Source organism: Ramlibacter sp., from assembly GCF_050250995.1.
Lineage (GTDB): Bacteria > Pseudomonadota > Gammaproteobacteria > Burkholderiales > Burkholderiaceae_C > Ramlibacter.
Map to the genome: position 1 here is coordinate 45399 of NZ_JBFWNP010000015.1, position 12979 is coordinate 58377.

The window sequence follows — 12979 nt, forward strand, 5'->3', positions numbered from 1 at the left end:
GAATCCCACCGTTGCCTCCATCCGGCGCGCTTCCCATACTGCGCCGATGCACACCCTCTCACGCCGCCGTTTCACCGCAGGCAGCCTGGCGCTGCTCGCAGCTCCGTGGTCGCATCACGCCCGCGCGCAGGCGTTCCCCAGCAAGCCGATCCGCTTCATCATCGGCTTCACCGCCTCGGGCGCGGCGGACGTGATGTGCCGCACCGTCGCGCAGCACCTCGGAACGCGGCTCGGGCAATCGATCGCGGTGGAAAACCGGCTCGGCGCGAGCGGCATCATCGCGGCCGACGCGGTGGCGAAGTCGCCCCCGGACGGCTACACGCTGCTCTTCGGATTGCCGGGGCCGATGGTGATCCTGCCCGCGCTCGGGCAGAAGCTGCCCTACGACCCGATCAAGGACTTCGCGCCCGTCGGCCCCGCCGGCAACCTGCCGCTGGTGCTGGTGGTGCCGAGCGGCCTGCCGGCACAGAATCTGAAGGAGCTCATCGCGCTCGCGAAGGCGCAACCCGGCAAGCTCAATTACGCATCGACCGGACCCGGTTCGACGACGCATCTCGGCATGGAGCTTCTCAAGCACGCCGCCGGGCTCGACATCCGCCAGGTGCCGTACAAGGGACAGGCCGCCGCGCTGCCCGACCTGCTCGCCGGCAACGTGCAGATGCTGCTGGCCGGCTGGTCGACGGCAATCCCGCACGTGAAGTCGGGCAAGCTGCGCTACATCGCGGTCACGGGCGACCAGCGCTCCGCCGCGCAGCCGCAGGTGCCCACCATGGCGGAGCTCGGCATCCCCGGCATCGACCCGTCGCTGTGGTGCGGCCTGTGGGCCCCGGCGGGGACGCCCGCGGACATCGTGACGAAGCTCAGCACCGAGCTCGCAGCCGTGACGCAGTCGGCGCCCGTGCGCGAGCGCTTCGCGGAACTCGGCATGGACCCGATGACGGCGGATGCGCAGCAATTCGCGCGCTTCGTTCAGTCGGAGCAGACGCGCTGGGTGCGCGTCATCAAGGAGACGAACCTCAAGATGGAGTGACGGTCACTCCGCGCGGCGGAAGCGGAAGCGGCGCAGCAGCGCGCGCGCGCTCAGCCAGAGGAGCCGCAACCCGTCGAGGGACTGCGGTGTCGCCGGTGCGGCCAGGGGCGAGGACGCGGCAGGCGTCGTCGAGGCAGGCGGCCCCGGATCATGGATCGCCCCATCTTCCACGGCGTGCGATGGCGCCTGCGCCATTTGCTGCTCGAGGTTGCGCGCGAAGTCCTCCACCAGCGCCTGCGCGACCGCCTGGATCATCGCGCTGCTGCGGCCGAACTGGGCGACCATGCCGGAGAGTTCGACATCGGCTTCGATTGCGGTGCGCGACGACCTCGCATCGTCGGCAAGCGGCTCGACATGGAAGCGCATGCGCGCATACACCGCGCCGCGGCCCTTGTCGGCGGCGCCGCGCGCGGTCGCGGTCGCACGCCGCGCGGCATCGTCGCGTTCGTCGAACCGGAACTCGCCCTTGAAGCGGAAAGCCGCCGGGCCGAGCTTCACCCGCAGGCTGCCGCGATGCGTCGCATCGTCGACGCGCTCGTCCAGCTGCGCGCCGGGCAGGCACGAGGCCACGCCCTCCACGTCCTTCAGGCGTTCCCACACTTGCGCCGCGGGGCGCGCACTCGTGAACTCGCAGGCAATCGTGACGGCCATGCGTTCAGTCCGGGAACTTCAGGTTGCGTTCCGCGATGATTTTGCGGAAATTGGCGATGTCGCTGCGCAACTGCTCGCCGAGTTCGTCCGGCGTGCCGGCGCCGGGCTCGAAGCCGATCATGCGCAGGTCCGAACGCACCTTCGGCTCCTTCAGGGCGCCGGCGAGCGCCGCACTCAGGCGCGCGACGATCGGGTCGGGCGTGGCCTTGGGCGCGACGAGCCCGTTCCAGCCGTTGTAGACGAAGCCGGGCAGGCCGGTCTGCGACAGCGGCGGCACGGTGGGCATCGACGGCCAGTTCTCGGCATTCGTCGTGGCGAGCGCCTGGATCTTGCCCGTTTCCACCAGCGGCTTCGCGCCCGCGAGAAACGCGACGTGGATGCGTCCGCCCGCCATGTCGAGGGCCGCCGCCGCCTCGCCGCGATACGGCACGTGAACCATGTCGATGCCGGCGGCGGCCGCGAACATCTCGGCCACCAGATGCTGGCTCGATCCGTAGCCGATGCTCGCGTACGAAAGCTTCCCGGGGTTGGCCTTCGCGTACCGGATCAGCTCCTCGGTCGTCTTCACGTTCAAGGCTGGGGAGACTGTGAGCATCATCGCGGCCACGCCGATCTTTCCTACGGGCCGCATCTCGCCCACGATGTCGAAGGCCTGCCGGGGGCGGGCCGCGAGGTTGGAGGAATTCGCCGCGCTCGGCAGCGCGAGCGTGTAGCCGTCGGGCGGCGACTGCGCGGCGCGCTGCAGCGCGATGTTGCCGGTGCCGCCGGTGAGGTATTCGAAGACGAGCGGCTGGCCGAGCGCCTGGCGCATCGGCTCGGCGACCGCGCGCAGGCACTGCTCGGCCGCGCCGCCCGCGACCGTGGGCACCATCACCTTGATCGGCTTGTCCGGAAAGCCCGCCTGCGCGCGTACCGCCGCCGGCGCGGCGACGAGGCCGGCGGAGGCCGTGGCGACGATGAAGCTTCTGCGAGTCGTACCCATGCTATGTCTCCTCTCGTTGGACGGCGTCGAGGAATTCGAGCACCGCCTTGTTGAATGCGCCCGGCTGGTCCAGGCACGAAAAGTGGCCCGCGCCCGCCAAGGTGACGAGGCGCGCGCGAGGGATGCCGTTCGCGAGCACGGCGCCCGCGGCGGGCGGCGTGCTCGCGTCGAGCTCGCCGCAGACCACGAGCGTGGGGGCGGCGATGGAAGCGACCTGCGAGCGGAAGTCCTGCCGCAGGATCGATGCGAGCGTCTGCACATACGCATTCGCGCCGGAGTTCTCCACGTCGAGTCGATACGCGGCGCCCACGTCCGAATCGACGTCGGGCGCAAGGCGGCTGCGCACGTACTGCTCGGCGAAGGCGGAGAAGCCCAGCTCGCGGATCTGCGCGCGGATGCCTTCGAGACGCTGCGCCGCGACCTCGGGCGCCGTGCCGCCGGCCGAGGTGTTGGCGAGCACGAGCGCGCGCACGCGGTGCGGATGCGAGATCGCCACCTGCATCGCCGTGTGGCCGCCCATCGAGATGCCCATGACCACCGCGCGCTCGATGCCGAGCGTGTCGAGCACGTCGATCGCGTCCTGCGCATTGCGCGCGATGTCGAAGGGGCCGGGCAGGGCGCACGTGCCGTGAAGCCGCGCGTCGAAGCGGATCAGGCGCATGTCGGGCAGCGCCGATCGCGCGAATCCGTCCCACATCGAGAGGGAACCACCCAGGCTGTGCAGCGCGAGCACGGGCAGGCCACGGCCTTCGTCGCGCATGGCAGGGGATGCGTCGTCGCGCCGCATGGCAGATCAGGCCTTCCGCGACCGCGCAATGGCGAGCAGCGAGCCGGCGAGATCGTCGACCAGCGACGTCGGCATCGGTTGCACCGAGGCGCCGAACTTCTTGACGGTGGCGAGCACGGCGCGCGGACGCGTGAGCATGGCGTCGATCAACGCATCCGCGCGCTGCCGCAACTCCGACTCGACATGCACGCGGCTGACGATGCCCGCCTGCATCGCTTCGGCGGCCGAGAGCTCCTGCGCGCTGTAGACCATGTACTCGAGCGTCTTGCGCGACACGCGCGTGTGCAGCGCCGCCATCGCGAGCGCGGGCGGCACGCCATGCTCGATCTCGGGCAGCGAGAAACGCGCGCCCTCGCTCGCGAGCGTGACGTCGCACGTCCCTGCGAGCGCGCAGCCGAAGCCGCGCGCGCGGCCGCGCACGACCGATACCACCGGCTGCGGGCAGCCGCGAAGCGCGCCGTAGAGATCGAGGATGGGCTGCATGAAGCGCTCGCGGTTGTCCCAGGTGCTCAGGCCTTCGCGGACCTCGCCTTTGTTGTCGCGGCCAAGGCAGAAGTCCTCGCCCGCGGCGTCCAGCACGACGAGGCGCACATCGGTGTTCGCGGCGGCTTCGCGGAGTACGCGGGTGAGGTCCTGGAGCATCGCCATGTCGACCGCGTTGCCGGCGTCGGCGCGGTTCAGCAGGATGCGCGCGGCGCCGCCTTCGGTCCGCGTCTCGATCCGGTTCGTGCTCATGCGCCTCCTCCCTGTGAGGCTGCGGCGGGCCGCCCGCGCGGCTCGTGTCCCGCGACCACCTTGCGATCCATCAGCGCGCGCACCTGCCCGGGCGGCAGCCCGAGGATGTCGCTCAGCACACGCTCCGTGTCCTCGCCGAGCAGCGGCGGGTAGCGATGCTGCTGCGCGCCGCTTTCGGGCACCTTGAAGGGATTGCCGGCCACGCGCGCGCTCAGGCCCCTGGCCTCGTCGCGCAACTCGAGATTCATCTCGCGATGCAGTACCTGCGGATCGGCCATCACGCGGTCGAGCGTGTTCACCTCGGCCACCGGCACCTCGTGCGCATGCAGCACGCGCACCCAGTCGGCGGCATCGCGCTTCAGGAAGGCCGCTTCCAGCGCGGCCCAGATCTCGTCGCGCACGTAGTAGCGTTGCGCGCGCGTCGCCATGCGCGGGTCGTCGCGCAGGTCGATGCGCTCCACGGCTTCGCACAGCGACCGCCACATGCGGTCGGTGTTCGCGGTCACGACCACGTCGCGGCCGTCCCGCGCGGTGAACGCGCGATAGGACGGCACCGACTCGTGCTCCCGTCCCTGCGGACCCGGCACCTTGCCGGAGGCGAGGTAGTACGCGGCCTGATAGGACAGCATTGCCACCTGGCAGTCGAGCATGCCGATGTCGATGAAGCGGCCTTCGCCCGTGCGGTTGCGGTGATGCAGCGCGGCGAGGATGCCCATCACCGCGTACTGGCCTGCGGCGAGATCGGCGAGGGGAATGCCGGCGCGCACCGGCCGGCCGTCGCGCTCGCCCGTGAGGCTCATTCCGCCCGACAAGGCCTGGATCACCATGTCGTACGCGGGTCGCGTGCGATAGGGGCCGTCCTGTCCGAAGCCCGAGAGCGAGCAGTACACGAGCCGCGGATTGATCTGGCGCAGGCGCTCGTAGGAGAGCCCGGACTTCGCCATCGCGCCCGGGCGCAGGTTCTCGAAGAACACGTCGCACTTCGTCGCGAGCTGCTCGATCAGCGCCGCGCCCTCGGGGGTGCGGTAGTCGATCACCGCGCTGCGCTTGTTGCGGTTGCAGCTGAGGTAGTACGCGCTGTCTTCTCCGATGAAGTTGGGCGGCAGCACGCGGGTGTGGTCGCCGCCGGGCGGCTCCACCTTGATCACTTCCGCGCCCAGGTCGCCCAGCAACTGCGTGGCGAACGGCCCGGACAGGAAGATCGAGAGATCGAGGACGCGCACGCCCTCCAGGAGGCCGACGCCGGTCATTGAAGGGTCTCCCCGTCGCCGGCGGTGCGGCGGCGCGCCGCGCCCAGGCTCGCCGAGAGAAGGCGCGCCTGTTCGAGCAGCGTATGGATGTAGAAATTCGCGCGGTCGCTGCGGAAGCGCTGCTCGGGCACGATCAGCAGCACGCAACCGACGAGCGCGTCGCCCGAGCCGAACACGGGTGCCGCGAAGCCGACCGCCCAGTCGATGAAGTGGCCCCGCGACATCGCGTAGCCGCGCTTGCGGATGGTCTTCGCCTCTTCGGCCCAGGTGTCCCAGTCCGGCGCGGCCCAGCCGGATTCGGAAGGAGCGGCCTCGGCGAGCGCCAGGCGCTGCTGCGCCTCGGGCAGCCACGCGAGGATGGCGCGGCCGGCGGAGCCCCAGACGAGCGGGCGCAGCTTGTGCATGCGGAAGCGGTAGCGCAGCGGATGCGAGGGATTGCGCTGCTCCACGAACACCATGCGCGGCTCGTTGCCCACCTGCATCGCGAAGATGGCCGTCTCGTCGCACCGCTGCACGATCTCGTGCAGCGCCGACTGCGCGAGCGCGACCGGTGCGATGTGATGCGTGGTGAGCGCGCCGAGGCGGAAGAATTCGAGCGCGGCACGGTAGCGGTGCTGCGGCGTGCGCACGACCCATTCGGCGCGCAGGAGTTCCTCGAGCAGGCGATGCACGGTGCTCGGCGCAAGGTGCAGTTGTTCGCCGAGCGCCTTCACGCTCTGCGGCTCGCCGGCTTCGACCAGCGCTCGCATCAGCGCCGTGGTGCGCGCGATGACGCCCTTGGCCGCGTTGTCCTCGCGCGGCGGCTTGGTCTTGCGTGCGGCGACGCTCGCGGCCTTCTTCGTGCGCAGCGGTTCGGCGGTCGAGGACGGGGCCGCGCGCTTCCTCGCACCGTGCAACGGTTGGGCGCTGGCGCTCACGGCCGCCCCTGCGCCAGTAGTTCGACGATCCGCATCGGCGTGATCGGCGCTTCGTGGATGCGCACGCCGAAGGGCGAGAGCGCGTGTTCGATCGCCGAGATGATGGCCGCGGCCGCGGGCAGCGTGCCGCCTTCTCCCGCGCCCTTCACGCCGAGCGGATTGAGCGGCGAAGGCGTTTCCATATGATGCACCTCGATGGGCGGAAGTCCCGCAGCGGTCGGCATCAGGTACTCGCCGAAATTCGTCGATACCGGCTGGCCGCTGTCGTCGTAGACCATCTGCTCCAGCAGCGCGTTGCCGATGCCGTGGACGACGCCGCCCACGACCTGCCCATGCACCACCATCGGGTTGATCGCGCGGCCGCAGTCGTCCAGCACCACGTAGCGCAGCAGCGTGACGTGGCCGGTCTCGACGTCGACCTCGGCCTCCACCACGTGGCAGCCGTTCGAGTAGGTCGAGGCGCTCGGCGAGAAGTAGGCCGTGTGTTCGAGCCCCGGCGAATCGATGCCCTCCGGCAAGGAATAGCCGGGCATGCCGGTGCCGTAGAAAGAGAGCTGGCGGAAATCGAGCCGGCGGGTCGGGTCCGTCGTGTCGTACACGCCGCCGTCCTTCATCGTCAGCTTCGCCGGGTCGGTCTGGAGCATCTGCGCGCCGATGAGCAGCGCGCGGCGCCGTACCTCGACGGCCGCGAGATGCACGGCGTTGCCCGCGTTCACCGCACTGCGCGCGGCGAAGGTACCCATGCCGAGCGAGATGCCGGCCGTGTCGCCGGTCACCACCTCGATCTGCTGCGGCGCGATGCCCAGTTGATCGGCGGCGATCTGCGCGAGCGTGGTCTTGTGCGACTGCCCGTGCGGCGCGGCCCCGGTGTAGAGCACCACCGCGCCGGTGTTGGTGATCTTCAGCGCGGCGCCTTCGTAGGGGCCGAGGCCGGTGCCTTCCACGAAGTTCGCCATCCCGATGCCGATGTACCGTCCCGCCTCGCGCGCCTTCTTCCGGCGCGCATCGAAGTCCGCGTAGCCCGCGATCTCGAGCGCGCGGCGCTGCGCCTCGGGATAGTCGCCGCTGTCGTAGACGACCGGCTTGCCGTCGCGCGAGATCATCCGGCAGCTCCACGGCATCTGCGCGGGCTGGATGAAGTTGCGTCGGCGCACCTCCGCGCGGTCCAGCTTCATCTCGGCGGCGACGATGTCCATCAGCCGCTCCATGGAGAACACCGCCTGCGGCCGGCCGGCGCCACGCACCGGCGTACACATGATCCGGTTGGTGAACACCGCCAGCAGCTCGATGCTGAAGGCGGGAATAACGTACGGTCCGTGGAGCGTGGTCACCGCGATCCACGGCAGCACGAGGCCCCAGGGCACGTACGCGCCGCAGTCGTTCGTGAGTCGTCCGCGCAGGCCGCGGATGCGCGCGTCGGCATCGACCGCGATCTCCAGATCCCAGATCTGGTCGCGCTCCTGGTGCGTGCAGAGGAAGTGCTCGCGCCGGTCCTCGACCCACTTGACCGGCTTGTTCAGCTGCATCGCCGACAGCACGAGCAGCGTGTATTCCGGGTAGAACGAACCCTTGGGACCGAAGCCGCCGCCCACGTCCGGCGCGACCACGCGCAACTGGCTGTCGGACAGTCCCAGCATGTCGAGCAGGTTGCGCTTTGTGCGGTGCGGCGACTGCGTGGCGATGTAGGCGACGACACCCTGCTGGCAGGTGTCCGGCACGGCGAGGCAGGTGCGCGTCTCCATCGCGAAGCCGCCGCCTCGATGCTGGTGGAAGGTTGCCCGGAAGCGGTGCGCGGCGCCCGCGAACGCGGCGTCGACGTCGCCATCGGCGAAGGTCGTGCGGCCCGCGACGTTGGTGTCGCTGCCCAGATGCGCGCGCGGGCCGTCGGGCGCGAGGGCCTGCTTCAGGTTCGCGACGGCGGGAAGCGCCTCGTAGTCGACGTCGACCAGGGCGCAGGCGTCCTCCGCCAGCGCGCGGCTCGTTGCAATGACCATCGCCACGGGCTCGCCGACGTAGCGCACTTCCTCGGGCGGCAGCGTGTACTGCGTCTGCACCTGCGTGATCGCCGGGTTGGGCACGAGCAGCGGCATGGTGCGTTTCTGCAGGTGCGCGGGCAGGTCGGCGAAAGTGACGATGCGAACGACGCCCCTGGCCGACTGCGCGGCCGAGGTGTCGATGCCGCGGATGCGCGCATGCGCGAGCGGGCTGCGCACGAAGGCCGCGTGCAGCAGGCCGGGCGGCGCCATGTCGTCGACGAAGCGGGCCTGGCCGGTCAGCAGCGGCGCGTCTTCCACGCGCGGCACGGAAGCGCCGAAGTGCGTATGGGGCAGCTCGTGCGGCTTCATGCGTGCGCTCCGGCGGCGGACAGCAGGGGGCTCGTCTCCACTGTCGCGCCGGCATGCCGCAGGGCCTGCGCGACCGCGTCGACGATGCCCTGGTAGCCCGTGCAGCGGCACAGGTTGCCCGAGAGCATCTCGCGGATCTCCGCTTCGGTCACCGTGGCGGACACGTCGCGCTTCTCCATGAACTCGGTCACCGTCATGAGGATCCCCGGCGTGCAGAAGCCGCATTGCAGCGCGTGGCACTGCGCGAAGGCCTGCTGCAGTGGATTGAGCTGCGCTGCGGTGCCGAGACTCTCGACGGTGCGGACTTCGCAGCCGTCCGCCTGCACCGCGAGCATGAGACAGCCTCGCACCGAACGGCCGTCGACCAGCACCGTGCAGGCGCCGCACACCCCGTGCTCGCAGCCCACGTGGGTGCCCGTGAGCCCGCCTTCGTAGCGCAGGAAGTCCACCAGGTTGAGCCGCGGATCCACGCTGCCCGCGCAGGCCTGCGAATTCACCGTGAGCCGGATTTCGTGTCTGTCTTCCATCGTTCCTGATCCTCCTCAGCGCAGGCGGGCCGCCGCGCGTTCGAGTCCGCGGCGCACGAGCACGCCTGCCAGATGTTTGCGGTAGGCGCCGCGCACGTAGGCGTCGTCCATGGCGTCGATCTCGCGAGCCTCCGACGCTGCCTGTTCCCATGCGGCGGCGGACATGGGCTCGCCGATGAGTGCCTTCTCGGCCCGGGCCAGGCGCACCGGCGCGCTCGCGCAGCCGCCCAGCGCGATCGCGGCTCGCGCGATGCGGCCCTGCGCGTCGAGCGACAGCAGCGCCGCAACGCACACGATCGCGAAGTCGCCGTGCCGTCGCGCGTACTCGTCGAAGGCGAAGCCGTGCCCGGCGGGCCAGGGGTCGAAGGCGATGGCCGCGAGCAATTCCCCGTCGCGCAGCGCGGGCGTGAGATAGCCGAGGCTCCAGTCGGCCACCGGCACGCTGCGACTGCCTTCCGGCCCGACGATCTCCATGCGCGCATCGAGCGCCGCCGCCACCGTGAACAGTTCCGCCGCCGGGTCGAGATGGCAGAGCGATCCGCCGATCGTGCCCCGGTTGCGCGTCTGCGGGTGCCCGACGTGCGCGAGGGCCTCGCCGAAGAGTGGGGCACGTTCGCGAAGCAGGGGCGTCGTCGCGAGGTCGCACTGCCGCGTCATTGCGCCGATTCGGATCGCGCCGCCGTCGCCGCGCACGCCCGCGAGGCCTTCGACGCGGTTGATGTCGACGAGATGGTCCGGTTGCACGACGCGGAAGTTGAGCATCGGCATCAGCGACTGACCGCCCGCGAGCACCTTGGCGTTCTCGTGTTCCGCGAGCAGCGCGAGCGCCTGGTCGAGGGTGCGGGGCGCGTGATACCGGAACGCGGCGGGCTTCATGCGGTTTCCTCGGTGGCAAGCGGTTCGTGGACGTGGCCCAGCAGATGCGACAGGCGCGCGGCGTGGCTCACGACGCTGCTCGCGAGCAGGTCGCGGCGCGCGGGCGCGAACCGCATCTCGGGGATGGTGAGCGCCAGCACGGCGGCGACGCGGCCGCCTGCGGCGAACACGGGCGCGCCGATGCCGACGGCGCCCGGCAGACGCTCGCCCTGGCTGAAGGCGTAACCGTCGCGGCGAATGCTTTCGAGCTCCGCCTCGAGTTGCTGCGCCGTGGCGCGCTTCAAGGGGGCGCGAACGCCGGTCGGCGCAGAACGCATGGCCAATGTCTCGCGTTGCTGCGCCGACAGGTGCGCGAGCAGCGGCTTGCAGCTCGCGCCGGCGAACAGCTCCTTGCGCTCGCCCAGCGGCAGTTCGTACTGCAGGGCGGCGGAACCGTACTCGGCGGCGACGCAGGCCGCGAGCAATTCATCGGGCAACAGCACGTTCAGCGTTGCGCTCTCGTCGGTTTCCGCCACGAGCGACTTCAGCACCGGCCGCGCGAGCTGCTCCAGCGGATGGTGATGGGCGATGAGCGCGGCGAGCCGCAGGGCCTGCGGGCCGAGCGAATAGCCGCTCTCCGCATCGCGGCAGGCGAGTTGCGTGGCGACGAGGCGCTCCAGCGTCCGCCGCGCCTCCATGGCCGACAGGCCGGCCGCCTGCGCGACATCCGCCAGGCGGGCGGGCGCGGGCGCGCTCGCCAGCGCCGTCAGCACGGACAGCGTGCGCGAGGCCGCGGGCGTACGCACGGTGCGCCCTTCAGCGCGCGAGGACGGTGATCGCACAGGCGCCATGATCGAGTCCGATGATGCCGCCGCCCGTGCAGTGCGCCAAGCCGACCTTCGCGCCTTCCACCTGGCGCTTTCCGGCCTGGCCGCGCAGTTGCCACACGAGTTCGCAGAGTTGTGCGATGCCGGTCGCGCCGACCGGGTGACCCTTCGACAGCAGGCCGCCGCTCGGGTTGACGGGGATGCGGCCGCCCACCGAGGTCGCGCCGCTTTCGAGCAGGTGCATGGCCGCGCCGCGCTCGCAGAAGCCGAGCGCCTCGTAGTACAGCAGCTCCGCGATGGAGAAGGCGTCATGCACTTCCGCGAAGTCGACGTCCTTCGGCCCGAGCCCGGCCTCCTCGTAGGTCTCCTTCGCGCCGCGCAGGGTGATCTCGGGCGAGGTCATGTCGCGGTAGCCGGGCATGTAGACGCCGGAGGTGAGATGCGCCGCGCGCACCCACACCGGCGGCTGCGCGCAGCGCTCCACCTTGCTCGCGGCCGTGAGCACCACCGCCGCGGCGCCGTCGCCGGTGGGGCAGCAGTGCAGCATGGTGAAGGGCTCGGCGATGGGCTTGGCGTTCATCACGTCGTCGACCGTCACGAGATTCTGGAACTGCGCGAGCGGGTTGAGCGCGCCGTGGCGATGCGCCTTCACGGGCACTTGCGAGAGTTGCCGGAGCGTGAGCCGATGGTCGTGCAGGTAGCGGCGCGCGCGCATCGAATACAGCGCGGGCATGCTCATGCCGACGGCCACGTCCGCGTCGTCGGGCTGGCCGGGCAGCACCCCGCCGCCGAGCGCCGAGAGCTTGTCGATACCGAGCACGAGCGCGGTGTCGTAGTGCCCGTCCTGGATCGCGAGCCAGGCCTGGCGGAACGCGGTGGCGCCGCTGGAGCAGGCGTTCTCGCAGTTGACAACGGGAATGCCCAGCATGCCGAGCGAGCGCAGCACGCGCTGCCCCGGCAGGCGGCCGGCGAAGCCGGAGCCGGCGAAAACGGCTTCGATTTGTCCGCGCTCGAGTCCCGCGTCCTGCACGGCGGCCTTCACGACCGGCCAGCCGAGGTCGTGCAGGGCGAGGTCGGGGTAGCGGCCGAAGCGGTTCATGGCGGCGCCGACGACGGCGACACGGCGGCCTGTGTTCGTGGAGGTCATGCGCTCACTCCGCCAGCGTGAATTGATGCGCGAAGTGGTCGCGCCCGGCCTTGTCGGTGCGCAGCCGTCCCTCGCCGACGACGACCTGCACGTCGAGCGGAATGTCGGTGCCCGCGCCGCGGACCGGTCCGCTCACGCGCACCGCGCCGCCGTCGAAGTCGACGACGCCGATCACGTAGGGCGTGTCCCAGCCCTCGCGGCCGCGGTGGACCACCGAATAGGCGTACAGCGTTCCGTTGCGCGGAAGGAGGTGATCCTCCAACTGCTCGCTCCAGCAGTTCGCGCACACGGGCGGGCGGGGGAATGCACGCCAGCCGCAGGCGGTGCAGCGTCCGCACACGAGCCGGACGTGTCCTTCGCCATCGCGCGCGAGTGTCCCGGGCAGTGCCCAGCTTCGTTCGTCTTGCCTCGTTTCCATCGTCGTCGTTCCTTCGTGCGGCCTGGTTTCGCGGCGAGTATGGGACGGTGCGGGCCGGAAACCATGCGAGCGATTCCGGCTGGCGGAATGCGGTGCGCGTTCGGCGGATGGTGGACAAGAGCAATCGGTGCCGTACAGTCGACCGATGCCCGTACGAGACGAATTCGCCACCTACTGCGCCGAGCTGCTGTCCTCGGCGGGCGCGGAGCAGCAAGCGCATGTTCGGCGGCCGCGGACTCTACGTCGACGACGTGTTCGTCGCGATCCTCGCGGGCGACGTGCTCTACCTGAAGACCGACGACGAGACCCGCGAGCGATTCGAGACCGCCGGGGGTTGCCGTTTCGAGTACACCCGCCAGGGGACGACGCAGGTCACGGGCTACTGGGCGCCCCCGTCCGACGCCATGGACTCGCCGGCGCTCATGGGACCCTGGGTGCGGCTCGCACTGGACGCCGCGCTCCGGGCGCGAGCGGGAAACCGAAAGAGGCGCTGACCGCACGCGCAGGC

General features: G+C 70.8%; 14 protein-coding genes. 2 read left to right on the top strand and 12 right to left on the bottom strand.

The features are described 5' to 3' along the window. The first annotated feature begins 46 nt into the window (after positions 1-46). Positions 47-1030 carry a Bug family tripartite tricarboxylate transporter substrate binding protein gene (locus tag AB7E83_RS12365; protein WP_428569769.1) on the top strand — a complete coding sequence of 328 codons (984 nt, stop codon included), beginning with the start codon at positions 47-49 and terminating at the stop codon, positions 1028-1030. 3 nt (positions 1031-1033) lie between these two features. Here AB7E83_RS12365 and AB7E83_RS12370 read toward each other — a convergent pair whose 3' ends face one another. Genes AB7E83_RS12370 through AB7E83_RS12425 form a run of 12 tightly spaced genes read right to left on the bottom strand, consistent with a single transcriptional unit; the run spans position 1034 to position 12471 of the window. After that, positions 1034-1681, bottom strand: coding sequence for an SRPBCC family protein (locus tag AB7E83_RS12370; RefSeq protein WP_428569771.1), 648 nt, complete (start codon positions 1679-1681; stop codon positions 1034-1036). A 4-nt stretch (positions 1682-1685) separates the two neighbouring features. Further along, positions 1686-2663, bottom strand: coding sequence for a Bug family tripartite tricarboxylate transporter substrate binding protein (locus AB7E83_RS12375; RefSeq protein ID WP_428569774.1), 978 nt, complete (start codon positions 2661-2663; stop codon positions 1686-1688). Between the two features lies 1 nt (position 2664). Further along, a complete protein-coding gene (locus tag AB7E83_RS12380) occupies positions 2665-3423 on the bottom strand; it encodes an alpha/beta fold hydrolase (protein ID WP_428569777.1) in 759 nt (252 codons plus the stop codon). 33 nt (positions 3424-3456) lie between these two features. After that, positions 3457-4185: an enoyl-CoA hydratase/isomerase family protein gene (locus AB7E83_RS12385; protein WP_428569779.1), complete on the bottom strand. Its 729-nt coding sequence runs from the start codon at positions 4183-4185 to the stop codon at positions 3457-3459. Then, positions 4182-5435: a CaiB/BaiF CoA transferase family protein gene (locus AB7E83_RS12390; RefSeq protein WP_428569781.1), complete on the bottom strand. Its 1254-nt coding sequence runs from the start codon at positions 5433-5435 to the stop codon at positions 4182-4184. The genes AB7E83_RS12385 and AB7E83_RS12390 overlap by 4 nt, the downstream gene beginning before the upstream one ends. After that, entirely contained in the window at positions 5432-6352 is a 921-nt protein-coding gene (locus tag AB7E83_RS12395; RefSeq protein ID WP_428569784.1) for an IclR family transcriptional regulator, read from the bottom strand. The genes AB7E83_RS12390 and AB7E83_RS12395 overlap by 4 nt, the downstream gene beginning before the upstream one ends. Beyond that, positions 6349-8697 (bottom strand): xanthine dehydrogenase family protein molybdopterin-binding subunit, encoded by a 2349-nt coding sequence (locus tag AB7E83_RS12400; protein ID WP_428569787.1) that lies wholly within the window; start codon positions 8695-8697, stop codon positions 6349-6351. Before AB7E83_RS12400 ends, AB7E83_RS12395 begins: the two co-directional genes overlap by 4 nt. Further along, a complete protein-coding gene (locus tag AB7E83_RS12405) occupies positions 8694-9224 on the bottom strand; it encodes a (2Fe-2S)-binding protein (RefSeq protein WP_428569790.1) in 531 nt (176 codons plus the stop codon). Before AB7E83_RS12405 ends, AB7E83_RS12400 begins: the two co-directional genes overlap by 4 nt. A 15-nt stretch (positions 9225-9239) precedes the next feature. Then, positions 9240-10100 (bottom strand): FAD binding domain-containing protein, encoded by an 861-nt coding sequence (locus AB7E83_RS12410; protein WP_428569793.1) that lies wholly within the window; start codon positions 10098-10100, stop codon positions 9240-9242. Next, positions 10097-10885 (bottom strand): IclR family transcriptional regulator, encoded by a 789-nt coding sequence (locus AB7E83_RS12415; protein ID WP_428569796.1) that lies wholly within the window; start codon positions 10883-10885, stop codon positions 10097-10099. Before AB7E83_RS12415 ends, AB7E83_RS12410 begins: the two co-directional genes overlap by 4 nt. 10 nt (positions 10886-10895) lie before the next feature. Continuing rightward, positions 10896-12053 (bottom strand): thiolase family protein, encoded by a 1158-nt coding sequence (locus AB7E83_RS12420; RefSeq protein ID WP_428569799.1) that lies wholly within the window; start codon positions 12051-12053, stop codon positions 10896-10898. Positions 12054-12057: 4 nt separating this feature from the next. Then, entirely contained in the window at positions 12058-12471 is a 414-nt protein-coding gene (locus AB7E83_RS12425) for a Zn-ribbon domain-containing OB-fold protein (protein WP_428569801.1), read from the bottom strand. Between the two features lie 218 nt (positions 12472-12689). On the opposite strand from AB7E83_RS12425, the gene AB7E83_RS12430 reads away from it, so the two are divergent. Further along, on the top strand, positions 12690-12965 hold the full coding sequence (locus AB7E83_RS12430) for a TfoX/Sxy family protein (protein ID WP_428569804.1): 276 nt from the start codon (positions 12690-12692) through the stop codon (positions 12963-12965). Positions 12966-12979 lie beyond the last annotated feature (14 nt).